Origin of the sequence: Actinomyces sp. HMSC065F11, from assembly GCF_001813085.1 — a bacterium.
Taxonomy (GTDB): Bacteria; Actinomycetota; Actinomycetes; order Actinomycetales; family Actinomycetaceae; genus Gleimia; species Gleimia europaea.
This window is the reverse complement of record NZ_KV811482.1, coordinates 87,126-113,799: the sequence shown is the minus strand read 5'-3', so window position 1 is coordinate 113,799 and position 26,674 is coordinate 87,126. Positions and strand designations below refer to the sequence as shown.

General features: G+C 57.4%; 22 protein-coding genes and 1 pseudogene. 9 read left to right on the top strand and 14 right to left on the bottom strand.

Going from position 1 to position 26,674, the window contains the following annotated elements:
- Positions 1 to 776, top strand: a pseudogene (locus tag HMPREF2891_RS06960) (hypothetical protein); the annotation flags it as partial.
- Between the two features lie 69 nt (positions 777 to 845).
- On the opposite strand, the gene HMPREF2891_RS06955 reads toward HMPREF2891_RS06960, so the two are convergent.
- The 3 genes from HMPREF2891_RS06955 to HMPREF2891_RS06945 form a co-directional block, all read right to left on the bottom strand.
- Entirely contained in the window at positions 846 to 1,163 is a 318-nt protein-coding gene (locus HMPREF2891_RS06955) for a DMT family transporter (RefSeq protein ID WP_070620914.1), read from the bottom strand.
- A gap of 11 nt (positions 1,164 to 1,174) precedes the next feature.
- Positions 1,175 to 1,729 carry an O-acetyl-ADP-ribose deacetylase gene (locus tag HMPREF2891_RS06950; RefSeq protein ID WP_070664663.1) on the bottom strand — a complete coding sequence of 185 codons (555 nt, stop codon included), beginning with the start codon at positions 1,727 to 1,729 and terminating at the stop codon, positions 1,175 to 1,177.
- 470 nt (positions 1,730 to 2,199) lie between these two features.
- Positions 2,200 to 5,244, bottom strand: a complete 3,045-nt coding sequence (locus tag HMPREF2891_RS06945) for a UPF0182 family membrane protein (RefSeq protein WP_034509202.1) — start codon at positions 5,242 to 5,244, stop codon at positions 2,200 to 2,202.
- A 176-nt stretch (positions 5,245 to 5,420) separates the two neighbouring features.
- Here HMPREF2891_RS06945 and HMPREF2891_RS06940 point away from each other — a divergent pair, with 176 nt between their 5' ends.
- Positions 5,421 to 6,122, top strand: a complete 702-nt coding sequence (locus HMPREF2891_RS06940; RefSeq protein WP_070620925.1) for a PPA1309 family protein — start codon at positions 5,421 to 5,423, stop codon at positions 6,120 to 6,122.
- A 441-nt stretch (positions 6,123 to 6,563) separates the two neighbouring features.
- Here the strand turns inward: HMPREF2891_RS06940 and HMPREF2891_RS06935 are convergent, their stop codons facing one another.
- On the bottom strand, positions 6,564 to 7,721 hold the full coding sequence (locus HMPREF2891_RS06935) for a YlbL family protein (protein WP_261666849.1): 1,158 nt from the start codon (positions 7,719 to 7,721) through the stop codon (positions 6,564 to 6,566).
- Between the two features lie 552 nt (positions 7,722 to 8,273).
- Here HMPREF2891_RS06935 and HMPREF2891_RS06930 point away from each other — a divergent pair.
- The gene (locus HMPREF2891_RS06930) at positions 8,274 to 9,905 is read left to right on the top strand and encodes a zinc-dependent metalloprotease (protein ID WP_083311293.1); all 1,632 of its coding nucleotides are present in this window, start codon (positions 8,274 to 8,276) and stop codon (positions 9,903 to 9,905) included.
- A 192-nt stretch (positions 9,906 to 10,097) separates the two neighbouring features.
- Here HMPREF2891_RS06930 and HMPREF2891_RS06925 read toward each other — a convergent pair whose 3' ends face one another.
- Positions 10,098 to 10,853 carry a DUF981 family protein gene (locus HMPREF2891_RS06925; protein WP_070664662.1) on the bottom strand — a complete coding sequence of 252 codons (756 nt, stop codon included), beginning with the start codon at positions 10,851 to 10,853 and terminating at the stop codon, positions 10,098 to 10,100.
- A 790-nt stretch (positions 10,854 to 11,643) separates the two neighbouring features.
- Here HMPREF2891_RS06925 and HMPREF2891_RS06915 point away from each other — a divergent pair.
- Positions 11,644 to 12,624 (top strand): hypothetical protein, encoded by a 981-nt coding sequence (locus tag HMPREF2891_RS06915; protein WP_070664659.1) that lies wholly within the window; start codon positions 11,644 to 11,646, stop codon positions 12,622 to 12,624.
- Between the two features lie 151 nt (positions 12,625 to 12,775).
- Here the strand turns inward: HMPREF2891_RS06915 and HMPREF2891_RS06910 are convergent, their stop codons facing one another.
- Positions 12,776 to 14,902, bottom strand: coding sequence for an ATP-dependent DNA helicase UvrD2 (locus HMPREF2891_RS06910; protein ID WP_070664658.1), 2,127 nt, complete (start codon positions 14,900 to 14,902; stop codon positions 12,776 to 12,778).
- A 276-nt stretch (positions 14,903 to 15,178) separates the two neighbouring features.
- On the bottom strand, positions 15,179 to 16,126 hold the full coding sequence (gene nudC, locus HMPREF2891_RS06905; RefSeq protein ID WP_070664656.1) for an NAD(+) diphosphatase: 948 nt from the start codon (positions 16,124 to 16,126) through the stop codon (positions 15,179 to 15,181).
- Between the two features lie 32 nt (positions 16,127 to 16,158).
- Between nudC and rph the strand changes: the two genes are divergently transcribed.
- On the top strand, positions 16,159 to 16,923 hold the full coding sequence (rph, locus tag HMPREF2891_RS06900; RefSeq protein ID WP_070664654.1) for a ribonuclease PH: 765 nt from the start codon (positions 16,159 to 16,161) through the stop codon (positions 16,921 to 16,923).
- Between the two features lie 95 nt (positions 16,924 to 17,018).
- Complete coding sequence (rdgB, locus tag HMPREF2891_RS06895; RefSeq protein ID WP_070664652.1) at positions 17,019 to 17,636, top strand: RdgB/HAM1 family non-canonical purine NTP pyrophosphatase; 618 nt, start codon at positions 17,019 to 17,021, stop codon at positions 17,634 to 17,636.
- A gap of 89 nt (positions 17,637 to 17,725) precedes the next feature.
- Here the strand turns inward: rdgB and HMPREF2891_RS06890 are convergent, their stop codons facing one another.
- From HMPREF2891_RS06890 to clpS, 4 genes are read right to left on the bottom strand one after another with little or no spacing between them, the layout of a single operon-like run.
- The gene (locus HMPREF2891_RS06890; protein WP_070664650.1) at positions 17,726 to 18,523 is read right to left on the bottom strand and encodes an MBL fold metallo-hydrolase; all 798 of its coding nucleotides are present in this window, start codon (positions 18,521 to 18,523) and stop codon (positions 17,726 to 17,728) included.
- Entirely contained in the window at positions 18,520 to 19,335 is an 816-nt protein-coding gene (gene murI / locus HMPREF2891_RS06885) for a glutamate racemase (protein ID WP_070664648.1), read from the bottom strand. Before murI ends, HMPREF2891_RS06890 begins: the two co-directional genes overlap by 4 nt.
- A gap of 3 nt (positions 19,336 to 19,338) precedes the next feature.
- Positions 19,339 to 19,956: a DUF2017 family protein gene (locus HMPREF2891_RS06880; protein ID WP_222566277.1), complete on the bottom strand. Its 618-nt coding sequence runs from the start codon at positions 19,954 to 19,956 to the stop codon at positions 19,339 to 19,341.
- Positions 19,931 to 20,236: an ATP-dependent Clp protease adapter ClpS gene (gene clpS / locus HMPREF2891_RS06875; protein ID WP_070664644.1), complete on the bottom strand. Its 306-nt coding sequence runs from the start codon at positions 20,234 to 20,236 to the stop codon at positions 19,931 to 19,933. Before clpS ends, HMPREF2891_RS06880 begins: the two co-directional genes overlap by 26 nt.
- A 58-nt stretch (positions 20,237 to 20,294) precedes the next feature.
- On the opposite strand from clpS, the gene HMPREF2891_RS06870 reads away from it, so the two are divergent.
- The gene (locus HMPREF2891_RS06870) at positions 20,295 to 21,641 is read left to right on the top strand and encodes a nicotinate phosphoribosyltransferase (protein WP_070620944.1); all 1,347 of its coding nucleotides are present in this window, start codon (positions 20,295 to 20,297) and stop codon (positions 21,639 to 21,641) included.
- A gap of 158 nt (positions 21,642 to 21,799) precedes the next feature.
- Here the strand turns inward: HMPREF2891_RS06870 and HMPREF2891_RS06865 are convergent, their stop codons facing one another.
- The 3 genes from HMPREF2891_RS06865 to HMPREF2891_RS06855 all read right to left on the bottom strand — a co-directional run bounded on the left by HMPREF2891_RS06865 (position 21,800) and on the right by HMPREF2891_RS06855 (position 23,744).
- Positions 21,800 to 22,123, bottom strand: a complete 324-nt coding sequence (locus HMPREF2891_RS06865; protein WP_034509238.1) for a DUF3039 domain-containing protein — start codon at positions 22,121 to 22,123, stop codon at positions 21,800 to 21,802.
- A 416-nt stretch (positions 22,124 to 22,539) separates the two neighbouring features.
- Positions 22,540 to 23,322, bottom strand: a complete 783-nt coding sequence (gene nagB, locus HMPREF2891_RS06860; RefSeq protein ID WP_034509239.1) for a glucosamine-6-phosphate deaminase — start codon at positions 23,320 to 23,322, stop codon at positions 22,540 to 22,542.
- 140 nt (positions 23,323 to 23,462) lie between these two features.
- On the bottom strand, positions 23,463 to 23,744 hold the full coding sequence (locus HMPREF2891_RS06855) for an HU family DNA-binding protein (RefSeq protein WP_016444879.1): 282 nt from the start codon (positions 23,742 to 23,744) through the stop codon (positions 23,463 to 23,465).
- 344 nt (positions 23,745 to 24,088) lie between these two features.
- Between HMPREF2891_RS06855 and HMPREF2891_RS06850 the strand changes: the two genes are divergently transcribed.
- Complete coding sequence (locus tag HMPREF2891_RS06850) at positions 24,089 to 25,873, top strand: DUF885 domain-containing protein (protein ID WP_186822310.1); 1,785 nt, start codon at positions 24,089 to 24,091, stop codon at positions 25,871 to 25,873.
- Positions 25,866 to 26,636 carry a Maf family protein gene (locus HMPREF2891_RS06845; RefSeq protein ID WP_052038922.1) on the top strand — a complete coding sequence of 257 codons (771 nt, stop codon included), beginning with the start codon at positions 25,866 to 25,868 and terminating at the stop codon, positions 26,634 to 26,636. The genes HMPREF2891_RS06850 and HMPREF2891_RS06845 overlap by 8 nt, the downstream gene beginning before the upstream one ends.
- The last annotated feature ends 38 nt before the right edge of the window (positions 26,637 to 26,674 follow it).

The window sequence follows — 26,674 nt, the reverse complement described above, 5'->3', positions numbered from 1 at the left end:
ACCAGTGGTTCGGCAACGCCCTCGGTCTTTTGCCCGCACAAGCACCCTCGGGATCGCCCGGAACAAGCCTAGAGGCATCCGCACCAACGCACAGCCACACTCTGCCTCGAATCCACGAGGCAGTGGTCAAACGAAGCTCCAGAACCCTTCCCGCGTCCGCCTACACAACAATCGATGGCATGAAAACGCTGAGGTGGGACTACCTCTGTGTGGAGCTACTGGCGCGCCACCCCGCACGCCATTGTGTGCCCATAGTCGACTGGTTCATCCAACAACGCGTCCGTGAACACAAACGTGACCGGGCAGCCGTCGAAACAGCCTTTAGGACCATCCTTCTAAGGTTCGAAACAATCCTGGCAAGCCGAAAAGATCACCGTGGCAAACGACGCGCACGCCGCAATCTGCGTCTCGTCTCCCCCTGGTCGGAAAGCATCGGCGAATCGCTACTAAGACTCGAACTTCACCGTTTTGGATTTCCTCCCGCCACCGAGCAATTCGAAATCGGAGAAGGCAGACGCCGCTACTTCGCGGACTTCGCCTACCCATCGAAGGGGCTAGCGCTCGAATTTGACGGCATGATCAAATACGACGGCAGCCTGGTCAGTCCCGAGACTGTCCTACATGACGAGCGTCAACGAGAAGAGACTATTCGCAGCAAACTCCCACACCTCGAACGGTTCACCTGGGGAGAGTTCAAATCTGGGAGCCTGTCCACTCGCCTCGGCAAGCTTAGATCCAGATACTTTCCCGGAGCATTAACGAGACGCCTCATCTGAACATTGAAACGAAGCACCACCCCACGTGTGGGAAGCCTATTTCAAGACTCGTGCGTGTGCTCCCCCACGCTATGACACAACTTTTAGGCCGGCAACGCCAGCAACGATCATGCCAATGAAGACCAACTTCAAAGCTGTTAGTGTCTCAACCCCAGCGAACGCTGCCCACAACACCGTTGTTGCCGCACCAATCCCAACCCAAATCGCGTAGGACGTTCCAACCGGCAAGTCACGTAGCGCCAAATACAGGCCACCCACAGAGATTATCGAACCGACCACAAAACTCAGCACATTTAGCAACGTAAGAGCACCACCCGCCATACGGTCCAATGCACTTGCCCACATGGCCTCAAACATCGCAGAAACCACTAGAATCACCCACGCCATCAGCGTCCTCCTTAATCAACTTCGAACGAGCCCGCGGCTAGCGTTAGCGCCGATTCAAATATCGCGCGAGCATTCTCATTCGTAACCGCAAAAATAATCGTTTGTAAAGCCCTGCAAGCACCATTCTCTGCACTGTTCCAGGCCATAACAGCTGAAGCCGCGACCCGCGCGACCTCGTCCATTCCCCAACCGTAGGCGCCAGCAGAAATAGCTGGGAAAGCCACCGATCGGGCACCCAACTGTGTAGCTAACTCCAAAGAGCTCCGGAATGCCGACTCGAGCAGATGCGGATCTCCCTCGCCTGCATGCCGATTCGGACCAACCGTGTGGATGACCCAAAGTGCCTGCAGTTCATAAGCCTTTGTAGCTACGGCCTGCCCAGTTGGTAGCCCGTCCGGCAACTCCGTGTCCCGTATCTTGCGGCATTCTTTAAGCAAACCCGGACCGGCTGCCCGATGAATTGCGCCATCAACCCCGCCTCCTCCCAGCAGCGAGGAATTTGCCGCATTCACAATCACATCGACTTCGAACAAAGTTATATCTGCTACCTCGACGATTAGGTTCAAAACGGCCTCCCTTCCTGGCTACCCGCTACAACCGTATGTCATGCGCGTCCCGATCGCGTGCGAGACCCAAAGTGACACAAAATCCTGATCATGGAGGCACTTCCCCTCTCGAAACCGTTAGGCGCTCGAGCGCTCCACTAGCTTTCAGACCCAAAACGGCGAGAACGAGGGAGAAATCAGGCGCTTTCTCTCACGCAGCGCGGCAAGGCAATCCGTTTGTGACCGCATTCCGACCCAACCGGCCAGAATTACCACCAAAATAGGCATTTCCCGTCGGGCACGTGGTTTAGAGCTGCCAACCGAGAATTCGAGCCTTATGCAGAGGCCGGGCCCACCAAAAGCGCGGGCCGAAGCCAGGCCCATGAGCCCTCATCGCCGGAGGCAACGCCGCGGCGCCCACCCCGGGGTAAAGCAAGGCCTCCCGCCTACCAGCTTGTCAGCGGCAGACGGGAGGCCCCAGGTTTGCCCTACTACTTAGCGGCTGTGCCCTCCGGCTCAGTGGGCGCGGCCGTCGGTTCAGGCGCGTCAACAGTGAGTTCCTCAGGGCTGAGCTGAGTTTGCGTGTCCAGCTCGTTCTGCAAACGCAGTGCTTGAGTCAAGTAGTTCTGCAAGCGTTGTTGCTGCTTACCGTACTCGGCCCAATCGCCAGCCTTCATCGCGTCCTCACCCGCAATGATGGCATCACGTGCACCTTGCAAGGCGCTGGTCAGCTTCTGCTGGGTCGACAGGTCCAAATCCTCACCGTCTCCCGATCCGGATCCGTCCGTACTTCCCGTGCCTTCAGCTAGCTCCGCCGCCGAGTCACCCTTGAATGTCATATCGAGGGCGCCCTCAAGCGTCTCACTAAAGCCAACGGAATCACCAAACGCGGTCATGACCTTACGCAGAACCGGGTACTTGGTTGAACCCGTACCCTGTAGGTAGACCGGCTGCACGTATAGCAGGCCGCCACCAACAGGCAGAGTCAGCAGATTTCCGAGGATTACCTCGGACCCTTCTTGGTCCATCAGGTTCAGCTCTCGCGCAATCTCCGCGTTCGCGTTGAAGTTGTTCTGCACCTGGCCCGGCCCCGGCACCGTGGTCGAGGATGGAAGCGCGAGCAGACGCAACTGACCATACCCCTCACGCACCTTACCTGCCTCAGACCCCGTCTCAGAGTCAACAGCGAGGAAGCCTGCCATCGGTTCTCGATCCGCACGTCCGCCCGGCACGAATACCGAGGTCAGTGAGAACTCTGCGCTTTCTTGGCCCGGCATCTGCATCGTCAAGTAGTACGGAGGCTGAACTGGCGTAGAGCCATCAACGTTTCGCACTGACGTGGGGTTTTCGGACAGCCTCCAACGGTCACCGCCCGTGTAGAAATCGCCGGCCTCGGTCACGTGATATGCGGCAAGCAACGACCTCTGAACCTTGAACAGGTCCTGCGGGTAGCGAAGGTGCGCCATCAGGTCACCCGAAATGTCCGCGAGCGGCTTCACCTGACCGGGGAAGGTCTTCATCCAGGACTTAAGGATCGGATCCTCCTCATCCCACTGGTAGAGAGAAACTGAACCATCGTAGGCATCAACCACTGCCTTCACCGAGTTACGCATGTAGTTGATGTTCGGCTGCGCGGCGTACAGCGCTGAATCCTGCGTGGAGGCATCCGCAGTTGCTGCGGAAACATTCACGTGCTGCGCATACGGATAGTGGTTCGACGTGGTGTAAGCATCCACGATCCACACGAGGCGTTTAGGCGTGGACGGGTCACCATCCACGTCTACCACTGCCGGGTAGGGCCTACGGTCAAGCGTGAGGTAGGGTGCAACCTTCGAAACTCGTAGTGCCGGGTCACGGTCGTACAGAATCTGCGATTCAGAGTTAATCTGAGACGCGAAGAAGATGTTCGTCGACTGGAACTTGATTGCAAATAGGAGTTTGTTGAAGAAGTTACCAATGGACGGGCCACCATCACCATCGAACGTGGTTGGAACCTGGCCGCCGGACTGCTCATCGGGATAGTCCAACTCGAGCGGGTCGGATCCTTCAGGAGCGCCAACAATCGAGTATTCGGGCGAGTTCGGCGAGAAATACACCCTCTGCTCATACTCTCCAACGTCGCCGGTGGAAGGAATACCGTCCTCCCACCACTGCGGCTCACCCTTCGAGTCAACCCTGTTGCCGTAAGCGGCCACCACGCCGTATCCGTGCGTGAAAATGGTGTGCCTGTTAACCCAGTTCTGTTCGTTGTTGTCGAGGCCCTCGAGGTCGATCTCGCGAACCGCGATAACCGTGTCCCTCTTCTGACCGTCAATCTCGTAACGATCAACGTTCAGCTGATCCTCGAACGTATAGTACGAGCGCGACTGCTTTAGCTGTCGAACAGTCGGTGAAATTATGTCCGGGTCAATAAGACGGATCTGCTGCGTTGACGCCGCATCGTCACGGAGCTGGCCAGTGGCGGTATCAGTCCTCGCCGCGTAGGTCTGAACTTCAACATCCTCGAGGTCATATGCCGCAAGCGTCGCGTCAATGTTGCGCTGAATGTAGGGCGACTGCAGGGCGCGCTCGTTTGGACGCACCTTGAACTGTTGGATCAGCGCAGGGTATGCCATTCCCAGAACAAGGGCGGAAACCACCGTAACAGCAACACCCGCCACGGGCAGGTGCCATGTGCCGCGGAAGGCCGCAACCACGAAGAGTATCGCTACAAGCACCGAGATAACCGCGAGTATCAGCTGCGCCGGAATGTAAGCATTAACCTGCGTGTACAGGGCGCCATCCGAAGGTGATCCGGTGGTCTCAACCAGCGCCCGGTAAGGGGCAATCCAATAGCGCAGGCCAACCACTAGCGACAGGATTGCCGCAAGGATTCCAACCTGACGCCGAGCCGGCCTCGTAACCCGAAAACGAGGAGCCACCTGAATAGCACCGTAAAGGTAGTGCACCACGATGGAAGCGAGAAGGCTCACGACAAACACCGTTGTGAAAAGCGAGAGGATCATCTTCAAGAGCGGCAACGTGAACACGTAGAACGAAACGTCGGTGTTGAACTGCGGATCCGTAACTCCGAACGGAGTTCGGTTCATCCACATGATGATCTGCCGCCAATCTGCGGCAAGCCCGAGGCCAGTAAATAGACCGATTACCAGCGGAACTCCCCAGAAAATGACGCGTCGCAGCGACGTCATTTTCTCCTGATACTGCATTAGGCTTTCGCTACGGCCTCCAAGCATTGAACGCGGACGTTTCTTGTGCGCCCAGTTCATGTTCAGGCCAACAATAGTAGCGTTCACAACCGTTGCCACAGCGACAATCGCTAGAATCGACAGCCACTTGGTCCACAGCACTCGTTGGGCTTCCAACTGGTTGAACCAAAGGACCTGCGTCCACAAATCGGACGCAACGTAGATGAACGCCCCAAGAATCACAAGCACCAAGATGGTGATCCGGAAAGGCGTCATCCCTTTCTTAGGATGACTGGGCTTTTGCGGCCGAGGCTGCTCAGGAAAGCCCTGGAATGGAAAACCGCTCACGTTTTTCCTCTCGAAAACTAGCGAGTTTGCTTACATCGTCCGTCCAGTCTACCGATTGGCGAGGCATAAGGCACACGGGAATAATGGTGCTTAACATACCTGCCTTACGCGCTACCGATCGGGGCTGAACGTTCTGGTTCAAGTGTAGGGCGAGCTACGGACAAAGGAAGTGAACAATGTTTAACGAGGACGAGGCTGCACCAGCCTCCCCCAAGTCAAATGGCGTAACCAGTGCCCAGCTTGGCCTCACGCACGCTGTGCACGAGATTGAGCGAGCGGCCTCGGCCTTGGGTTGGGATCACGCCTCCACTGTTTACGCACTGGTACCCACGGGAGAGTTGTTGGCTTTGGAGGAACTCCCCGCGGACATGCGCGCACACCTCGAGGCCAGCTGGGACGGCACCGAGACCGCCCTCACTGCAGTCATTCAGGAGGATTTGCCTGGCGAAGATCTGGAGGAAACCCTCGCGCAACTGGGCTGGCCCGAGTCGGTTGCGGGCGCAGCAGTTGCCACCGAACGAGTGATGGTTCCGCCCGCCGTGCAGGAGCAGGCGCCCGCCGATCCGGTAGAGGCCGTCGAGTTCTTCGCTAATCACCCTGACCGGGACGAGGTCCGCATTGTTGCGGGCGTTCTCCGTACCGGCGAGTCCTGGTGTGCTGTGCGAGCCCGCTCGCATGATAACGATGATGAGGTCGCCGAAGGCACCAACCTCGTTCCTGGCCTGGTTGAAGCCTTGTTCACCACGTTCATGCCCGCCGAAGAGCGCCGGTCCGGAGGATGCGGTAGCGGCTGCGGCTGCGGGTCCGGAGGAGGCTGCGGATCCGGGAGCGGACAAGGCAGCGACGCTGGCTGTGGGGGCGGCGGCTGCGGCTGCTAACCTCCCGCTCTTGCGGCGGCTTCACACTTCTCGCGCTAGTTGTTCTACACTCCTCGCGCTAGTGAAGGTGCGTGAGGGAAACTGACCTGAAGCGACGTGAGAATCGCCGCTTCAGGTCTGAATGCTCGTCGGCAAGCGGAGACCTAGCTACCTCTGTGAGGGGAAGTGGCGGTTTTGCACGCTGAATCTGCCAGTTCCCCTCGGAATACCGCAAAACGATACGGCTTCAACCACATCCGTGAGGGGAAGCGCCTAATCAGCGCTCGGTTTTTGCCAGTTTGGGTCTGAATACTTGTAGATAAGTAATCGCCTTGCCACGTCTGTGAGGGGAAGAGCCTAATCGAAGCCGGGCACACGCCAGTTTGGGTCGGAATGGTGTACGCCGCAGGAACCCTGGGCCAGTGGGAGAGGACCCGAAGCGCCTTCATGCCCGGCGAAGGATCATTTGGCCTCGCACACCGGGTGATCGATAGTGGCTCCCTTCGAGATGGCCTGCACCGCCTCGCGTGCTTCCGCAAGCGTCGAAACCGGCCAGACCTCTAGGCCATCGGGGATGTTTCCCACCACCTCGTCGCAATTCGACTTCGGGGCAAGGAACCATTGGGCACCATCGCGCTTTGAACCGTACATTTTCTGCACAATGCCGCCGATTGGCTGCACCTCACCGTCATATCCGATCGCGCCGGTGCCCGCGATAATCGCACCGCCGGTCGAATCGCCGCCGGTGAACTTATCTATGATTCCGAGTGCGAACATCAAACCGGCCGATGGGCCGCCGACGTTCTCCAGGTGAATTGTTACGTCGACAGGTAGTTTCACGTCCGCGCTCAGGTAGATACCGAACCGAGAACCCATAAAGTCCGGCCCCGCCTCCTCAGGCAGATAGGTGCGCATAGCAAGGGTTTTCTTCTCACCGTTACGCAAGATTTCCAGTTTCACGGGTGTTTCTGGCGGGAGAGTCTTTGGAAGCGCGAACGGAACCGACGGTCGGTCAACCGCATGCCTCTCCCCATCCGGAGTGATGATCGCTTGGAGCACATCGCCCTCCTCGACCACACCCTCAGCGTGCGATCCCGATGTTGCGCCCGCAACCGTCATGGTCACGTCCACGTCGTAGCCGAGCTCCTCCAGCGCCACTGAGGCGGCGGTCGACTGCGAGGAGGTCATCTGGATTTTACTGAGCTCATCCAATTCTTCGCGGGTAAGGTCACGCGGATAGACCTCCTCCACCGGCCTTACATTGCTCGACGGATCTAGCTTCGCCAGTAGAAAATCCACGAGGGACACGTGTGCATCCGGACCGCCTAAACTCGACACAGTGACCATGCGTAGCTGCCCCTCGGACTGCTTCGCAACGTCGGGGGCGGCAATTTCGATTACAGGATCACCATTCATAGAACCGAGGACGTCGTACGTCGGCCCCGGAGACGTAATCACATACGGCATCGGAACCGCTAATGCAATGACCCCGACCAGAACTAACGCGCCTATTAGCGCACCCCACCGTCCGATTTTTCTACGGAGGGAACGCGCATGAGCAGGCCGATTCTCGCCGCCCTCGTTCATTTCCGAGGGAGCGTTGTAATACTCGATAGCCATGTGTTCCTCCAACCGGTCTAGCACTGTGTGGACCGCCGAAACCATTTTGCGCGAATGACTCGACCTTTTCCAAGTGTAAAGAGGCGCGGGGTCATTATGTGCGTGAGGGGAGCTGGCAGGTTCAGCCCCCAAAACCGTCACTTCCCCTCACGGATGCAGTTAAGTCTCTACTCACCAATGCGTATTCAGATACAAAGTGGTCGAAAAGGGAGTTTGATTGACCACTTCCACTCACGCAGCTGATTCCAACCAAGCGCTCCTTCGGCATTCAGACCGGAAGTGGCGGGTCTAAGCACGAAACCAGCCACTTCCGCTCACGCACGTGAATGCCATCTCATATCTTTAGTAATCTCGCGCACTACAGCCCACTTCCCCTCACGCACGTGAATGCCATGGTTCACTCCCCGGCAGTTACACCCCTTCTTCTCCACCACTTCCCTTCACGTATAGAATCAGTTCGCTACGGGCTAAACCGCTAAATACCAGCCAAAAACACCCTCATCCCACGCTCTCTCAGCGCGACATTTCAAAAGAGGCGGTAATTTGTAGGACATGAGTGAAAACAACCCGGACATGTTTGACTCGAACGATCACAGCAAGAGGTCGCCGTGGGAGGACATGCTACGAAGCATGCTCGGCAGTGAAGCTGCTGACGAGATGATAAAGGCGATGCGCTCTAGCGGCGTTGACCCCGCGTCGATGGGCGCCGGCATGAAGTTCCCCGGCACTCCCGAAGAGATGCGCTCGATGCTTGGGCAACTGAACTACATGATGAGTTCAAGTAGCGGTCCAATCAACTGGAAGATGGCCCATGAGATCGCCCGCCACCGCGCATGGGGGGACGGCGACTTGCAGATTTCTGCAGCGGAGGGCCAGCGTATCCGCCAAGCACTACAGGTTGGCGATTTGTGGCTGGATGCGGTTACGGATTTAACTCCTCCGCAAGGTGAACGCCACGCATGGCGCCGCTCTGACTGGGTGGACAACACCCTTGACACGTGGAAGCAGATGGTCGAGCCGGTTGCGGCGAATGCGGCGCGCGCCCTCTCGGATGCTTTGAAGCAGCAGATGGATCAGATGACGAATCAGGGAATCGGCGAATTGCCGGAGGGGTTGTCTGCCATGTTCACCCAGGCGCAACCCATGATGGAGCGTCTCTCCGCAGCGGTTTTTGCCGGCCAGATCGGCGAGGCCCTCGGTGGTCTCTCTCATGAAGCGTTTGGCTCAACCGATGTAGGCATTCCGTTAACCGATGGGGGTAGCACTGCCCTCGTTGTTCCTAATGTGAACTCCTTCGTGGATGGTCTGGATATCCCAACGGATGAGGTTTACCAGTTCCTCGCATTACGAGAGGTCGCGCACGCCAGACTGTTCCATTCCGTGTCCTGGTTGCGGTCAGAAATCTTGCAGTCCGTGCAGAACTACGCGGCCGAGATCCGTATTGATACGGATGCGATTTACGAGGCTGCCACTTCGATTGACCCGACAGACATGGCGGCACTCCAGGATGCGATGACGGCTGGGGCGTTCAACGGGGAGCCCACTCCCTCGCAGGAGAAGGCGCTTGAGGATTTAGAAACCCAACTTGCGCTCGTAGAAGGTTGGGTTGAGGTGATCACTCTCGAAGCTGGTCGCCCGTACCTGCCACACATTGAGCAGTTGCGCGAGTTGATGCGTCGCCGGCGCATTTCGGGCGGTGCCGCGGAGCAGATGCTTGAAAAACTGATCGGCCTTAAGTTGCGTCCTCGTCAGGCGCGTAATGCCGCGCAGCTTTGGCAGATTGTTTCAAGCGAACGAGGCCGCAGTGAGCGCGATGCGCTTTGGAATCACCCCGACTTTGCTCCAACGGCTACGGAGCTTGCCAACCCAGAGGCTTTCCTTCTTGCGCGTAAGCAAAAGGCCGACGCCGATGCAGACATTGACGCAGCTCTGGAACAGTTGTTGGAGGGCACCCTGGGCTGGGCTGAAGGACTTGAGCCGGGCCAAGATTCGGAGGGCGATGCAAAGCGCGTCGGCTCTCCCGATGCCGTTTCCGATGCGTCAGATTCTGATGCCAACGGATCAGGCTCTCAGGATAGAGGGTCAGTGTCTGGTGCTGAAGGGTCGGATTCGGATCATAGCCGGGATGGGTCCGCCGACGACTCCGGTGATGATGCTACCTCTCGCGATGACGAGGATCGGTAGCGAAGGCAATACCAGGCATACCTGACCTCCGGGGTTAGTTATGTTCTCTTAGAGGACGTTGATGCGCGAAGCTTCGGCGCCCTCGTCATCCGCCTTTTCACCGGCCTGGGCATCTCGACGGGAACTCTCCTATCCGTCCTGACATAGAAAATGTGGGAGCTAAGGCTCCCACATTTTTGAAGTTATGAAATGCTACATCGTGTTTACGATGAGTCCGATGTGCGTGTAGAAGTTCAAACAGCCAAACAGGCCGATCAGAATGCCGCAAATCATCCACAAACGCATCACGAGAGCCATCAGGCCGCCGCCCTTAGCTTCGCTGTTGGCCTCATTCGAAGCCCGGAAAACGCCAAACGGGAACAGCACGCAAGCCAGGCCGATGACGAAGAAGAAGACCGACATGAAGATTGCTTCAAACCAAGGCCAGGTAGCGAAGAAACCGGAGATTGGTTCCTGAGGCGGCGCAGTGAACAGCTTGTACATGACGCCGGCCAGGGAAATACCCCAAAGCCCCAAGCCCAAACCACCCGCGAAGATGGAAAGTGGTTTAGCAGTACTTAGCAGATCTGAGTAAGCGTCCTGAGACTCCATAAGGTCATTACGACGCTTCCAAAGGTAAAAACATGCGAAGATCAGCAACGCACCGAAACCGAGGCAGGTCTCACCGAAGATGATGTTGTCGTACGCGAAGCCTCCAGCGGCTAGTGGCCAAGTAGTGGTCATGTGGAAACCGGTAGTCACCAGAATCAGCCCAAGAGCACCGAATGCCATCGAGTAGCCATCAGCCTTAAACGGCTTGCCCTCCAGCGACTTCCTCAAGTCCCCCAGCATCATCGCCAAAGCGATCAGCGCAGCACCTGCTGCCACCGCCATAATCGTGTTGTATGTCGGCATAGCCGACCAGTCGATCATGCCAGGGCTCTCAACGCCCCAAAAGAACTCATCCATGATGCCTCCTACAAAAACGTCTATTTAACGGATGATCTCCGTAATCAACATTCAATAGTAGCCCGGAAAATTAAAAACTGTGAATGCCCTATGAATTATCGGCGCCTATGGATAGGAGAGAAAATTTACTAAACCGGATGGCGATCTCTGGATCTGTCAAGAACCCTCCAGGAAACCTCGATCAGCCCGACGCACATAGCTCCGACAACCGCCCCGAGGATAATCACCTGAATATTGCTCGTGTCGAGCTTCAACAATGGATGCAGAACTCGGAAAGCAACAATTGCGCCGTAAGCGAGATAGGCGGCAAAGCTAAGACAGATTCACCAACAGTTATAGGGACGCGCTACAATCTTTGGGCTCTTTAACCGCCAGTTCACCTCTGAATACCGCAACGCGGCTCAACTGCAACCACGTCCGTGAGGGGAACTGTCCAAATGGCACCCCGTTTTGGCCGCTTTGGGTCTGAATACCATCAAGAGTCGAAACCTCCTCACCGCATCCATGAGGGAAAGCGGCAAATTGGAGACTGCTTTCGGCCATTTTGGGTCTGAATCACGCACGAGGCGGTGGCTGCAGCTACATCTGTGAGGGGAACTGTACAAACAGCACCCCGTTTTGGCCGCTTTGGGTCTGAATCGATGAAAGAGCAGGTTTTCCACAGCGGCGGCTCACCCCTGGACCCTGCCATCACATTCTGGAATCGTGAACCCTATAGAAAGACATAAGCCCGGTCAACCTGCTGCCCGGTTGCCACAAGTAGATCCCCACGCGGATCCAAGGAGGAGCAATGCAGCTTCGTGAAGGAACAGCCGTTTTTGTTCGCGCGAACGGAGACGTACAAGTTGGCATGGGGCCAGCGAGCACAGTGCTCACCGGTCTTGAACCCGTAGAGCAGTCCTACTTACAGAGTTTGAAGTTCCACTCGTCCAACACAGCCACACATGCACGCGCGAAGAAGCGCAACATTTCTGAAGCTCGCGTCCAAAAGCTTGAAGATCTACTAAAACAGCGCCATCTAACCCAGCTTGCCGCAGAGGTGCAGTCAACCAGTGACAGTAAGCGACTAATGCGAAGAGATGGCACCACCAATGCCCTCGGCAAACGCGAGCAGATCCGCGTTGACATAGTGGCGCACAGTTGTGGCGATCCCACACAGTTCCTCAAGATGAGGACCTATTTGTCAGCCCTCGTGGAGTCGCTTCGCGGCGCGTCGATCAAACGACTTGACCTGCGGTATTTGGGCGATGACATGGGTAATTCTTCGCGCACAACGTTAAATCGGAGTGTCGGTCTGGGCAAGCCGTTGGCATCTGAACCACATCTCATTATTGCGTTGTTCGCGAGGGCATCGTCATACTCGCTGATCCGTGAGTGGCAGGATTCGGGTATCCCGTTACTATCAGTAATTTTTAACGAGGATAATGTCCAGGTTGGCCCATTTGTCCGCACGGGCGGATCCCCGTGTCTGGAGTGCGTGGACCGCAACTTACGCGACGTCGATGAGGAGTGGCCCGCGTTGCAGGTTCAGTGTCGCCATCAACCATTTCCGAGCCTCTCCCCTGACTTGATAGCAGCCTCGGCAATGATGACGGCGCGCCTGGTGGCGAACGAGATTGACGGTTACGGTTTACCGCCGGGTGAGGTGCGGTTCATTGACGAGAATTTTGTTGTGGATAGATTCAGCTGGCCGATCCACCGCGAATGCTCATGCACTGGCCTACCTGCCAGTGTGAAGGTTCCGGTGCGGAAGCAATCGGATCACGAATAAAAGGATAAGTCAGCGAAATGGAGGAAACACGCTAGTGCTGCAGTGGGAGCGCAAAGCAGGTTTTCGCCCCCGCCTCCTGGCGAGCGCCGAGGCTGCAGCAACAAAGCGGCGCTTCCCCGGACGCATAAACAAAGCGGCCCTCACCCGCGTTTCATTCCCCCGCGAAGTCCCGAATAATCTTCAGAACATTGGCGCCGTACTTTTCGCTCTTAGTGGCTCCAATACCGGGGATTGTCCGCAGTTGAATCAGCGTTTCGGGTTTCGCGTCGGCTATGGTCATAAGCGTGCGGTCGGTGAATATGGTGTACGCCGGTTTAGAGATCTCCCGCGATAGTTGCAAGCGCCATTGTCTGAGTTCTTCGAATAGACGCTTTACATCTTCGGGAGCGTCGGCAAGCTCGTCTTTCAACTTGGGAGCGACACGTTTAGGCTTGATGGGTTTGTACTCTTCAACGGGCCAAATCGAGTCGAGGAATCTCGAGTTCTCACGCGTCTTATTTCTGCCTGCTCCGCGCGATTTGGCGTAGGAAACCACGAGGTGCGTTTTTGCTCTGGTCACTCCCACATAGAGCAAACGCCGCTCCTCCTCAATCGCCTCCGGTGTTTTTGCAAGCGAGATGGGAAGTAAACCCTCGGATGTACCCGCGAGGAAGACGGCTTCCCATTCCAGGCCTTTCGCGGCATGTAGTGATGAGAGGGTGACGCCAGAAATGGTGGGGGCCAGCTGAGCTTCGGCTCTTTCATTGAGCTCTTGCACAAACTCGGCAAGCGGCAAATCTTCTCGCTCAATGGCAAGGTTCACGAGGGCGTCGAGACTCTCCCATTTTTCTCGTACCGCGCCTTGTCCTGATGGAGGTTTCACCGTCCAGCCCAGCCCGGAAGCAACATTCTTGACTGCTTCGACGGTGTTCTCTTCAAGACCCAGCCCGCTAGCGTCCACCTGTTCTGGTTTACCGGGTGCGTCTAGATTTCCTGCCTCGTTCCCTCCTCCAGAATTCGTGGCAGCACCGGGCAGGTTAATGCGTACCAGCTGACGCAGGATCACCATCGCGCGTCGAATTTCTTCGCGTTCAAAGAACTTCTCTCCCCCGCGAATGATGAAACCTATGCCGGCGTCCGCGAGCGCTTGTTCGAAGGCTTCGGATTGCGCATTAGTGCGGTAAAGGATCGCTATGTCTTGAAGTGGTACGCCGTCTTCTGTTAGGGATTTGATGTGGGCGGCGATACCGGCTGCTTCGGATTGGTCGTCGGCGTAGGAGACGAAAGACACGGCCGGCCCTGAGGGGCGCTGCGATTTGAGTCGAACGGCGCCTTCGGGCATGCCTTTGCCCGCAGCGGTATCTCTACGTCGGGTATTCGCGGCTCCTTCGAGGACTTTGTTAGCAATGGAAACGATTTGCGGCGTGGAGCGGTAGTCTCGGTTGAGTTGCACGCGCCGCGCTCCAGGATGGTATTTTTCGAAATTTACGAGGTAGGCCGGGTCTGCTCCGGCGAAGGAGTAAATTGTTTGGGCTACGTCTCCTACTACGCAAACATCGTGCCGGCCGCCAAGCCATTCTTGGAGGAGTGCGAATTGAAGAGCTGAGACGTCTTGGAATTCATCGACAACGAAGTTGCGGTATTGGGATCGCACGGCTCGCGCGATATCGTCGCGTTCCTGAAGAAGGCCTGTTAGCAGAAGGAGGACGTCTTCGAAGTCGATGACGCCCCGCTCGTCTTTGGAATCTTCGTATGCGGCCAGCAGGTTTGCCATGGTTTCGAGGTCGAGGTCGGCGGGCGCTTCGCGTAGCTGCGTTGTGGCGGCGTCAACGTACGCGTCGGGCCCGATCATGGAGACTTTTGCCCATTCAATCTCTGCGGACATGTCGCGAATTGCGGTCTTGTCTATGGACAGCCCCAGGCGTCTGGCGGCGTTGGCGACGATGGGTGCTTTGTAGTCCATGATGGGCCGCATGGGCCCGCCAATGGCTCGGGGCCAGAAGTAGCGAAGTTGGCGTAGTGCGGCAGAGTGGAAAGTTCTGGCTTGTGCGCCGGGCACGCCCAGGTCTCGTAGCCGCGTGCGCATCTCGGCGGCTGCGCGTTGGGTGAAGGTGACAGCGAGGACGGATGCCGGATCAAACGCGCCTATAGCACTGCCGTATGCAAGCCTGTAGGTGATGGCACGGGTTTTACCGGTTCCGGCGCCGGCCAGCACGGATAGCGGCCCGGTAACTTGCATGGCCACTTGGCGTTGCTCCGGGTCAAGTGCTTCAAGTAGGGCGTCTGGATTTTGTCCCAATCTGCTTTACCTCCTGTCCTTAACCATTATGCGTTAGGGGACGGACATCAAATTGTGGGCGCGTTGGTTGTGGATTGCAAAACTTACCTAATTCGCGTGGTTTTCCCGGTTTTCAGGCCGGTGGATGACGGTTTGAGCGAGTGACCACACGATGGTCAAGGTGTTCCTTGTTGCCCTGGGTTGCGCAGGGGGTGGCTACTCGGGGCAGAGGAAACCAAAGCCGCTGTCAGGCTTGGGTTGCGCCTGCTCGCCAAAGCGGCGCGCCCCGTAACAGGGTTACTCGTCGCCGGGCAGGGGCTGTCCGTACCAGTGGCGGATGATGGCGCGGGCGATGGAGATGGGGCCGGGTGCTTCGATCTGCCCGTTTTTGAGGGCGGCACCGTATTCTTCGCGCGTGTACCAGCGGGCCCAGTCGATCTCGACTCCGTCCACAGTCGGTTCCAGCCCGGCTCCGTCCACAACCCGCGCACGGTAGCCGAGCATGAGGGACCGGGGGAAGGGCCATGCTTGGGATGCGACGTACTCGATCCGGTCTACGCGTAGTCCAACTTCTTCTAGTGTTTCTCGCGCGACGGTCTGTTCGGGTGCTTCGCCCATTTCCATGAATCCGGCAACTAGGGAGGCGTATGTTGGCCGCCACCTCGTGTTGTGCGCTACCAGAATGCGATCGTTTTGATCATGAATCGCAACGATTATTGACGGGTCGGTGCGCGGGTATTCGATGCGCGCACAGCCCAGACATTTGCGCTCCCACCCTGCGGCTGCGTAGATTGTGCGCTCGCCGCAGCGCGCACAAAAAGCGCCATTGTCGTGCCAGTTTGCCAGCCCGGAGCAGGTTGCCAGCAGTTGCACATCCGTTGGGTCAAGGTGGGTATTTTGACGCAGGTCGGCATATCCGTCACTGTCGGTGGGGTGTAGTTGAATACCGAGGAGGGCCGCGCGGCCCTGCGCTCCCAGAAAGAAAACTCGTTTGATCTGGTGCGGATCCACGCCGTCGAGGCCGTGCCTTGCTCCGCCTTGAGAGTTGGGGATGAACCGGCCTCGTTCACTGATCAGGTAGGCAAAGGTGGTTTCAACTTGGAGGTCGCCGCAGTGTTGCGCAATGGTGTCGTACATTGTTTTGGCGGGGATTTCGCGTTTGGCGACTGCTCGCGGGTCAATGAATGGGCGCGCATAGGTGCAGGGGTCCCAGTTGCCTTGTGAGAGCGGTAGTGGCATGTTCATGTTTCCACGCTATTACGCGGTACGGTTGAAGTATGAGTGATTCGAAGAATGTTTCAATGGTTAGGCATGATGGGCGCGCTCTTGACGAGCTTCGTCCAGTTAAGGTTCAGCGCGGCTGGATTGATAATGCGGAGGGTTCTTGCCTGATCGAGTTTGGTAATACTCGCGTGCTTTGTGTGGCGTCTTTGACTGAGGGCGTGCCGCGCTGGCGCACGGGTAGTGGCGAGGGCTGGGTAACCGCCGAGTATGCGATGCTCCCGCGTGCAACCTCGTCGCGTTCGCAGCGTGAGTCTGTGCGCGGCAAGATTGGGGGCCGTACGCACGAGATTTCCCGTCTTATTGGCCGCAGTATGCGCGCGGTTGTGAACACGGCGGCTTTGGGTGAGAACACGATTGTTCTTGACTGCGATGTTTTGCAGGCCGATGGGGGCACTCGTACCGCGTCAATTACGGGTGCTTTTGTGGCGCTTTCCGACGCGATTAGCTGGGGACAAAAGAAGGGTTTGATCGCGCCTGATAAGGCAAATCGTAAGGTGTTGTCGGATTCGGTTTCGGCTATTTCAGTAGGCATTATCGATGGCGTGCCAATGTTGGATTTGCCGTACGAGGAGGACGTGCGCGCTGATACGGATATGAATGTGGTGATGACCGGGTCGGGTAAGTTCATTGAGGTGCAGGGCACGGCTGAGCACGCCCCGTTTGACCGAGGTGAGCTTGACCAGCTACTTGGTTTGGCCCAGGTTGGCTGTGAGCAGCTGCGTGATATCCAGTTGGCTGCGTTAGCTGAGGAACTGTAACGGTTCAACGCGAAGTTGCAGGCGCCCAAAAAGGAAAATAAGCGCCCTGCCGAAGATCGTTAGAAGCTGGAAACAAATTTGCAGGAGGCAAGACAATGCCGGATTTCAAGCTGGTTTTGGCTACTGGGAACAGGCATAAGGTGGATGAGCTACTCGCAATCCTCACTCCCCTGATGCCTGCGCTCACGGCGGATCAGATTGCCACTACTCGCGATTTTGATGTGCCGGAGCCAGTTGAAGACGCGACCTCGTTCGAGGGCAATGCTCTCATTAAGGCGAGGGCGCTGGCTGCGGCAACGGGTCTGCCTACGGTTGCTGATGATTCAGGCCTGGCCGTGGATATTTTAGGCGGTGCACCGGGGATTTTCTCCGCTCGTTGGGCGGGCCACCACGGCGATGACGCGGGGAATCTGAACCTCTTATTGGGGCAGTTACACGACGTTCATGCCGAGCATCGAGGCGCCCAGTTTGTGTGTGCTGCCGCGCTAGTAATGCCGGGTGGAAGTGAAACGGTTGAGGTTGGGGTTATGCGCGGCACGCTCCTTGACGAGCCGCGTGGCCACAATGGTTTTGGCTACGATCCGATCTTCGTACCGGAGGGCATGAGCCAGACAAATGCGCAGCTTGCCCCGGAACAAAAAAATAAGATTTCGCATCGGGCTAAGGCGTTCACGGCCCTTGCACCGCGAATCGTTGAGGCCCTCAAAAGCTAACTAAAACAGGGATTTCTGCGCTTCAGCGCCGTTACTCCGCCCCAGGTGTGCTTAGCTTCATTGGGCCCTGCCCGCCGTGCGGCAGATCCTTACAGCGAGTAGGTCGCTCCCGCGTATGCGGTGGAGATCGCGCCGTCCCACTCCTCACGTGCCTCCGCGATGACGATCTTCGGGTCGGTCCAGGGTTGAATGTGGGTGAGGACGAGCGACTCCACGCCTGCCTCGCGCGCGATTTTCGCGGCTCTCCCGCCCGTTAGGTGGATGCCTCGGGCGGCGTCGGCACGGGTGAAGCCAGCCTCAGACAGAAGTAGGCTGACCCCGTTCGCCATTTCTTGAATGCTGTCGCAGGTGTCTGTGTCTCCGGTGTAGGCGAGCTCCACGCGGCTCGAAGGATCGCCCTCGGAGGGGCCTTCCACGCGGAATCCAAACGCGGGAACAGTGTGGTTAGCCGCGTACGGCGTGATGGTGAGAGGGCCTACTCGAAGCGGTTCTCGGTCGGCCAGTTGCACCGGCACGAACTCTTTCTCATAGGTCTCGTCAGGCGCGTACCCGTCAATGCCGCGCACCCGATCCATCATCCCCTCCGGCCCGGCAAGTAACAGGGGCGGTAGCGGCCCGGTGGGATACCAACGCCTGTGCACCTGTAGCGAAATCACGTCTCCCATGTGGTCGGCGTGCAGATGTGAAAACAGGACGGCGTCTAGCTTCCGCGCGTCAATGTAGCGCCACAGCGCACCAAACGAGCCGGGCCCAAGGTCCATCATTACGTTCCACGTGCGCACTTGACCAGTGTCGGGGTCTGCTCCTCGAGCTTGTACCAAGTATGAGGACGCCGCAGAGTACGGCCCCGACATGGAGCCGGTGCATCCAACTACGGTTAGCCTCACGAGTGCACCTCCATGCGCGAAATATCTCCCACCTGCGGGCCGAGAAAACGCTTAGCCAGAGGGGCAAACTTGCGCTCATCTCCGGTCACATAAAACTCCGGGACGGGCTCACCTAGGTCCGGATCGCGTAGCTTATCCTCTTCAACGAGACGGCGGTAAACGTCGCGAGCCGCGGACTCTGACGAAGACACGAGCTGCACGTCCTCCCCCATCACATAGGAGATAGCACCTGTCAGTAGCGGGTAGTGCGTGCACCCGAGCACCAGGGTGTCAACGTCGGCCTCTTTAATTGGCTCTAAGTATTCGCGCGCAACTTCCAGAACTTCATCGCCGGTAGTGATGCCAGCTTCAGCGAATTCAACAAACTTAGGGGCTGCTTGTTGCACTATTTCGAGGCCGGGAACAGCCGCGAGCGCATCCAGATAGGCACCGGATGTGACTGTGGCTTCGGTACCAATGATTCCAATACGGCCAGTTCGGGTTGTGCGGGCCGCTCGGCGGGCGGCCGGTTGGATAACTTCAACCACGGCGATGCCGGCGTCAACTTCATACCTTTCACGCGCGTCCCGAAGCACGGCAGCCGATGCCGTATTGCACGCAATTACAAGCATTTTCACGCCGCGCTCGGCTAAACGGTCCATGACGTCCAGCGCGAGTTCGCGCACGTAGGCAATGGGTTTTGTACCGTACGGCGAATGCGCTGTGTCACCAACGTAAAGGATCTGTTCACCCGGCAGTTTATCCATTACCGCGCGGGCAACAGTTAGGCCTCCTACGCCGGAGTCAAGTATGCCGATTGGAGCGGAATCCATAGTTTAGAGGTTACTAGCAGAATCTCCCTCTTGGACGGCCTGAAGTAGTGAATCTTGCCACCAAGACACTAGTACAAACACGAGGCCCACAAGCTCTTCAGCACTAATCTTGCGCGGCTTAGCAGAATCGTGAGCGAGGAGTGCGGCGGCGCGCTCGTACCAGTATTGTGTGTCATCAGGAGAATTCACCTCGAGGCGACCAGCGAGAACTAGTCGAAGATCATTGAGGCCGGACAGCCACTGCCACACGTCCTCACGCTCGATGGTGAACGTGCGCGATTCGCTGGCGGCTAACTCGGCGAGTTTTCGGCCGATTATCTGCAGACGTTCCGTCTTGAGCGTGCGCAGAGCATCCTCGGTGAGGGCACGCAGGTTGCTCGCTTCTCCGGGATCGCTACTCATCGAGGGCAGGAGGATCTTCAGCGTCGGATCATCGGGCTCATCACGCTCATCCTCTGATAGAAGAGCGGATAACAAAGGTTCTTGGGTGGGCGCGTCGAGGATGAGGATCGTCTCGCCAAGCAGGGTCTGCATTAAGACAGCTACGTCCTCGTCAATCGTTGTTTCGTAGCCGCCGGGCGTGGATCTGAATTCGCTAAGTAGCATTAGTCGCAGGCTCAATAGTGGCTTTAAGGCCGTAGGAATGCATTGCGTAAACGTCGGCTTCCATGCGTTCGCGAAGGCCGGTTGAAACGATCGCTTTACCGGTTTGGTGAACTTGAAGCATGAGGGCACGGGCGCGACTTTCGGTATAGCCAAAATGGCGCCGAAATACGCCAACGACGTACGCTTGCGTATTGATGGGGTCATCCCACACCACGGTGCACCACTGCGCGTGGTTTTCGCGCGTAGTGGCGGCATCAGCCCTGACGCGGGTGGTGGTTGTGGGAGTTGCACTCATGTTTTCAGCCTAAGAGATTGAGGCGTGCAAAGTGCCGGTTTGGGGATAAACTCGACTTATGCCTGCTTCTACATCTACAGCACTGTTAACCGACATGTACGAGCTCACTATGCTGGACGCCGCTTTGAAAGCGGGAACAGCGGAGCGTAAGTCCGTTTTTGAACTTTTTGGGCGGCGTTTGCCCGCAACGCGCAGGTTTGGCGTGGTTGCGGGTACAGGCCGAATATTGGAGGCGCTGGAGCGCTTCACTTTCTCTACCCATCAGATCGATTACTTGCATAAGAACAAGATCGTGTCTGATGTGGCGTTGGACTATTTGAAGGATTTCCGCTTTTCGGGCGACATTTTTGGGTATGCCGAGGGCGAAGTTTACTTTGAGGGTTCTCCCCTGCTGACCGTTGAGGGTACGTTTGCCGAGGCCGTGCTTTTGGAAACGCTTGCTCTGTCAATCTTGAACCATGACTGTGCGGTTGCCTCTGCCGCCTCGCGTATGACGATCGCAGCACATGGCCGCCCGTGCGTGGACTTCGGGGCACGCAGGACGCATGAGCGCGCCGCTGTTTCAGCCGCCCGCGCCGCTGTTATTGCAGGGTTTGTGGGTACTTCAGATCTGGAGGCCGGCATCCGCTACGGAATCCCTACCGTTGGCACGTCCGCACACTCGTTCACGCTTTTGCACGACTGCGAGGAAGATGCGTTCCGCTTCCAAATTCAAAGCCTTGGCCCTTCGACCACGCTCCTCGTGGACACTTACGACATTTTTGAGGCGGTGGAGCGGGGTGTGAAGCTCGCTCGTGAGATGGGCGGCGAGCTTGGCGCAGTCCGCTTGGATTCGGGCGATCTTGTGGCCCTGGCATTTAAGGTTCGCGGACTGCTCGATTCGCTGGATGCGAAGTCCACTAAGATCACGGTGACAAACGACCTCGATGAGTACGCGATTGCCGCCCTCGGTGCCGCTCCCGTGGATTCGTACGGTGTAGGCACAAAGATGGTGACGGGTTCAGGTGTTCCCACCGCCGCCCTCGTCTACAAACTTGTTGCGCGCGAAGATGGCGCCGGCAACATGGTGAAGGTGGGGAAGAAGTCCGCGTCAAAGTCCACAGTTGGTGGTCGCAAGATCGCGGGCCGCATTAGGGATGAGGAGGGATACGCCTCCGAAGAGCTAATCGTTGCCGGTGGAACCGTGCAGGAGGCACACAAGATTTTGGAGGCGGAGGGGGCTCGTCCGCTGCAGATTCCGCTGGTTACGGGCGGACAGATCCGTTCGGAGCTATGGGGGCCTGGCGCGCTGGAGGCGGCCGCGGAACGCCACCGCCAGTCGCGCAACGAGTTGCCGTACGCCGCGTGGCGCCTGTCGGCTGGCGAACCGGCTATCCCCACCAGGATGGTCAAACTCGACGACTAGCCCAGCGTTTGGAGGGATAGCCCCTCAGAAGGGGCACTCCCGCATGGAAGTTTGGTGGCGGCCGCGTTTGGCCGCCACCACTCGTTTATGAAGGAAACCGCCCCCTTGGGCGGTTTCCTTTTCAGGCTTGTTTCTCTATCAGAGATTGATCGGCTTGGTTACTCGTTACCGTCGGAGTAGGGCCAGTTGGGTCCGTGTGCCCCCATTTCGTCGCGCAGGGCTTTGCAACGCGGACAGACTGGGAACTTGGATGGGTCCGACATGGGGATCCACACTTTGCCGCACAGCGCGATCACGGGTTGCCCGGTGATCAAAGACTTGGTTACGCGGTCGCGACGCACGTAGTGAGCAAATCGGTCACCATCACCTGGAGAGCGTTGCTCTTTAGTTTCGGTTCGCTCCAGCACCGAAGTGCTGGTTGAGCGCGAGGGCGCGCTTGGCGCCTGCGGCTGGTCTGGCGCATCCAAGTTGAGGCTGAACATACCTCTAGTTTAGGTAGTTTCCAGCCCCTGATCCACCGCCGCCCGCCAACACAACGATTCAGACCCAAACTGCCGTAACGGTATTCCGACCCAAAGCGGCAAAAACCAGCAACCAAATCGGCACTTCCCCTCACGCACGTGATTCCAGGAGCCACCCGAAACGGTATTCCGACCCAAAGTGGCAAAAACAGGCCCCAGAACCGGCACTTCCCCTCACGGACGTGGTTTTAGACGCCACCCGAAACAGTATTCCGACCCAAAACACCCAAAACAGGCGCCAGAACCGGCACTTCCCCTCACGCACGTGGTTCTAGAGGCCCCGCTCGCGCGCCTCGAACCCCCGCCTGGCTTAGAGCACATAAAAGGGCGTGCAGGGCAGAACTTGAAAAGTTCGCCTGCACGCCCCTCTAGTTAGCTTAGAAGTTAGCTGAGTAGTAGTTATCCCAGTCTTCACGGTAGTTGGAGGCAAGTTCAAGCTCGGAAGCCGCTTCCTCATCTACAAGCACGTAGACGAAGGGGTGGAGCTGGAGCACGGACGCCGGCCAGCGCGACGAAATACCGCCCTCAACCATTTCGCGGATTGCACGCGCCTTACCCTTACCCTGAGCAAACAGGATGATCTTGCGCGCTTCGAGGATGGTGCCAAGGCCCTGCGTCATGGCGCTGGTAGGCACCTGGTCAATGTCTCCATCAAAGAAACGGGCATTGTCGCGGCGCGTCTGGTCGTGAAGGTACACAACGTGGGTGCGCGATGCGAGGGAATCTCCCGGCTCGTTGAACGCAATGTGACCGTCTGAACCGATGCCGAGAACCTGGAAGTCAACTCCCCCAGCTTCGCGAATGGAAGCGTCATATTCGGCGGCAGCGGCGTTGAGGTCCGCGGCAAGCGCGTTCGGAGTGTTTACCGCTCCCTCAGCGAAATCAACCTGGTCGGTAAATTCGCGGTGAATGAAGTTCACGTAGCTTTCCGGGTGTCCAGCTTCGAGGCCGATGTACTCGTCAAGAGTGAAAGCGCGGCACTGAGCGAAGCTGATCTTGCCTGCCTGGTGGCGTGCGATGAGTTCCTTGTACAGAGGCAAAGGGCTAGAACCCGTGGCCAAACCAATTACTGAATCAGGCTTGTCTTTGAGTGCCGATTCGAGAATATCGGCGCCGACTTTACCAATAGCTTCGTTGTTTGGAAGAATTGCGATCTTCATTCGTTTTCCTTAACTAGATTGGTTAGCGTAGCCAAGCTACGCATTAGATTATATGCACCCTCACTTGGGTAGATTGATTAGGAAGAAGAAAAGTGGCGAGGTTATCCCCGCCACTTTGTTTGGTTCGCTTCATGCGATGCTTACTTCTGGACAGCCTTCTTGAGGGTGGAGCCAGCGGAGATCTTCACGCCGAAGCCAGCAGGAATCTGGATCTGCTCGCCGGTCTGCGGGTTGCGACCGGTGCGGGCAGCGCGCTCAACACGCTCGACGGAGAAGAGGCCGGTTACCTTGACGGGCTCGCCAGCGGACAGGGACTCAATCAGGACTTCCTGGAATGCGGCTAGGGCAGCGTCAGACTGAACCTTGGTGAGGTTAGCCTTCTCGGCGATCTTAGCGACAAGCTGAGTGCGGTTTACGGACATGTTGGAACCTTCCGGTAGAAAACCAATATGAACAGTTACGAGCGAGTTTCGCTCTAACACCCACACACTAAGGCTTTAAGGGCGTGTTGTCAGCTTGAAACAGCGAGTTTTGAGCGTTTTGGGGTAATTTCCCACATTTTTTAGCCGTATTTTTACGCACGTTAAAAATCGTGTTAGGATCGCAAGTTTTGCGCGTGTTCATGGGCTTCCCGCGGGTGTTTTTAGATTTTGGGCAGATTATTCGGGCGCCGGTGCTTCTAGCCGAGCCAGAGGGTTGTTTTGTTCTGTATTGTTTGCCCTACTCCGTGTTTTAGAGTTGAGAGGCAAGCATAGAAAGGATGATGATGCGTATACCTTCTGCGTTGGATCGCGTAACGGATGATTTTGTAGCAAGTCTTATTGGTTTGGTTCCGGAAGTAGCGATTGGCATGGGTGCGCCTTTCGCGGACAGGACAATCTCGGATTTTTCTCCCGAGGGCGCCGCGGAGCTTGCACAGCTTTATAGGCACACGCTTGAAAATGTTGCCAGCGTGCAGGATGAGGACGAGGTTGATTCGGTTACTCGCAAGGCTTTGGCGTGGGATTTGGGTAACCAGCTGGAGTTGTTCGAAGCCGGTTTAGCAGTTGGCGAGCTGAACAATATCGATTCGCCGGTGCAGGCAATCCGCGACCCGTTTACATTGATGCCAATGGAGACCGCGGAGCACTGGGATGACTTGGTTCGGCGCGTGCAGGAGGTTCCCCAGGCGTTCAGCTCTTATAAGCGTGGTCTTGAATGGGCGATTGAGGCCGGGCGTGTCCCCACGAGAGCGCAGGTTGAGTTCGTGCTTGGCGACCTGGCGGCCCAAGGCGGCGCGCAGGATCCCTATGGCAGGTTATTGAAGGAGTTCAATGCTTCGAGCGTGGCCAGCGATACGGGGCTGCACAAGAGACTGGAGGAAGCCGCACGGAGCGCACAGGCTGCAACGCGTGATTTCAATACTTGGCTTAAACAAAAGGTAGCTCCGGTTGCAACTAATCGCGATGCGGTTGGACGAGAAGAGTACATCCTGAAGTCTGCTCACTTCTTGGGCAAAAAGATTGATCCAGAAGAAACGTATGAGTGGGCACTGGAGGAACTGCGCGATATTCACGCCCAGCAAAAGGCAATCGTCGAGGAGCTTTACGGACCTTCGGTGACGGTAAGTGAAGCGTTTGAGAAGTTGAATAACGATCCGGCTCACCAGGTTCACGGAGTGGACGGGCTCCAGCGTTGGATGCAGGAGACCTCGGACGAGGCGGTGGAGTACTTGTCGGGTCGTCATTTCACGGTGACGGACCAGATGCGCCAGTTGGCGGCGAAGATTTCACCAGCCGGCGACGGAGGCATTTTCTATACTCAGCCAACGGATGATTTTTCCCGGCCGGGAACGATGTGGTGGGCTGTGCCGCCGGGCGTGGAGGTGTTCCACACTTGGCAGGAGAAGACAACCGTCTACCATGAGGGCATGCCGGGCCATCACATGCAGCTTGGCCGGGCAGTGTCTTTGAAAGACACGCTTAACACGTGGCGCCGCCAGTTGTGCTGGTTCTCCGGTCACGGTGAGGGGTGGGCCCTGTATGCCGAACAGTTCATGGATGAGCTCGGATTCTTAAAGCACCCTGCTGAGCGGCTCGGCATGCTGGATGCGCAAAGACTACGCGCCGCACGAGTCCTCGTGGATATTGGCGTTCACCTGGGTCTTGAAAGGCCTTCAAACGCTTACCTGTCTTCTATTGGCATTTGCAACGCCGCATACGAGGATGCCTTGAACTCCTCCCCGTACTTAGACCTCGGTAAACCTGACACAGCAAAAGGCGTGTGGGATCGCAACGACCTGTGGGCATTTATGAGCTTGAATGTGGCTATGGATCCGAAGTTCCTAGAGTTCGAGACCACCCGCTACCTGGGTTGGGCAGGGCAAGCATCTTCTTACAAGGTGGGCCAGCGGGTCTGGCAGGATCTGCGTAGCAAGTGGTTGTCCGCGCCGACTGCACAAGCGGCTCAGAGCAGGTCCAGTCACACGCGTTTGCGCGAGTTCCACGACACTGCGCTTGCACTTGGCGGCCTTCCACTCGCCGTGCTTGAGGACGTGATGAGCGGTGAGTGAATCCCCAGCCCGTTCTCTTGGCAATCACGGGGAGGCCAGCACTGTCCTGGTGCTGGCTTCGGCATCACCCGCGCGGGCCAAAACGCTTCGCGCGGCGGGCATCGAGCCACTTATCCGCGTGTCGAATGCGGATGAAGACGCCGTCCTCGCCCAGTTTGAGAACTCGGGGTCCGCTAATCAGGCGGCGCAAAAGGTCATGGCCCTAGCGAAGGCGAAGGCCGGGTCAGTAGCTCAGGCACTTAGCGCAACTGAGATCTTCGAGTTCGCACGCCAGCAAGGAATGCCCGCCCCGTCCTCGGCAATCGTGGTTGGCTGCGATTCAATGCTGGAGGTAAACGGTGCGCTGGTTGGCAAGCCTCATTCCCCTGAGGTGGCGGCGCGTCGCATTCGCGAGCTTTCACGCAATGACGTGGTGTTGCATACTGGTCACGCGATCACGGCACTACACATAGATCATGATTCGGCCGTCTCGCGAGGAAGCTCGAACGGTAGCCCAACCGGATTAACGGTTCTGGAGACTCGCTATGACTCGTGTGCTACTACGGTTCATTTCGGCGAGCTTGATGAAGATGAGATCCGCGCTTACGTGGCCACGGGAGAACCTTTGGAGGTTGCCGGAGCATTCACTATTGATAGCCTCGGTGGCCCGTTCATTGAGGGAGTGACTGGCGATCCCCACTCGGTGGTTGGAATCTCACTTCCCCTGCTGCGCCGAATAACGAAAGAGCTCGGCGTTTTTTGGCCTAGCCTGTGGAACAGGTAGGGCGGCTACCGCAATACGCAGATAGGGGGTGGGTTGGA

Coding starts and splice junctions, on each gene's coding strand:
- nudC (WP_070664656.1), bottom strand. CDS start 16,126: ATGAACATGCCACTACCGCTCTCACAAGGCAACTGGGACCCCTGCACC.
- HMPREF2891_RS06925 (WP_070664662.1), bottom strand. CDS start 10,853: ATGGATGAGTTCTTTTGGGGCGTTGAGAGCCCTGGCATGATCGACTGG.
- HMPREF2891_RS06940 (WP_070620925.1), top strand. CDS start 5,421: ATGTTTAACGAGGACGAGGCTGCACCAGCCTCCCCCAAGTCAAATGGC.
- clpS (WP_070664644.1), bottom strand. CDS start 20,236: ATGAGTGCAACTCCCACAACCACCACCCGCGTCAGGGCTGATGCCGCC.
- HMPREF2891_RS06855 (WP_016444879.1), bottom strand. CDS start 23,744: ATGTCCGTAAACCGCACTCAGCTTGTCGCTAAGATCGCCGAGAAGGCT.
- HMPREF2891_RS06915 (WP_070664659.1), top strand. CDS start 11,644: ATGCAGCTTCGTGAAGGAACAGCCGTTTTTGTTCGCGCGAACGGAGAC.
- HMPREF2891_RS06865 (WP_034509238.1), bottom strand. CDS start 22,123: ATGTTCAGCCTCAACTTGGATGCGCCAGACCAGCCGCAGGCGCCAAGC.
- HMPREF2891_RS06850 (WP_186822310.1), top strand. CDS start 24,089: ATGCGTATACCTTCTGCGTTGGATCGCGTAACGGATGATTTTGTAGCA.
- rph (WP_070664654.1), top strand. CDS start 16,159: ATGAGTGATTCGAAGAATGTTTCAATGGTTAGGCATGATGGGCGCGCT.
- HMPREF2891_RS06955 (WP_070620914.1), bottom strand. CDS start 1,163: ATGGCGTGGGTGATTCTAGTGGTTTCTGCGATGTTTGAGGCCATGTGG.
- rdgB (WP_070664652.1), top strand. CDS start 17,019: ATGCCGGATTTCAAGCTGGTTTTGGCTACTGGGAACAGGCATAAGGTG.
- HMPREF2891_RS06930 (WP_083311293.1), top strand. CDS start 8,274: ATGAGTGAAAACAACCCGGACATGTTTGACTCGAACGATCACAGCAAG.
- murI (WP_070664648.1), bottom strand. CDS start 19,335: ATGGATTCCGCTCCAATCGGCATACTTGACTCCGGCGTAGGAGGCCTA.
- HMPREF2891_RS06870 (WP_070620944.1), top strand. CDS start 20,295: ATGCCTGCTTCTACATCTACAGCACTGTTAACCGACATGTACGAGCTC.
- nagB (WP_034509239.1), bottom strand. CDS start 23,322: ATGAAGATCGCAATTCTTCCAAACAACGAAGCTATTGGTAAAGTCGGC.
- HMPREF2891_RS06935 (WP_261666849.1), bottom strand. CDS start 7,721: ATGGCTATCGAGTATTACAACGCTCCCTCGGAAATGAACGAGGGCGGC.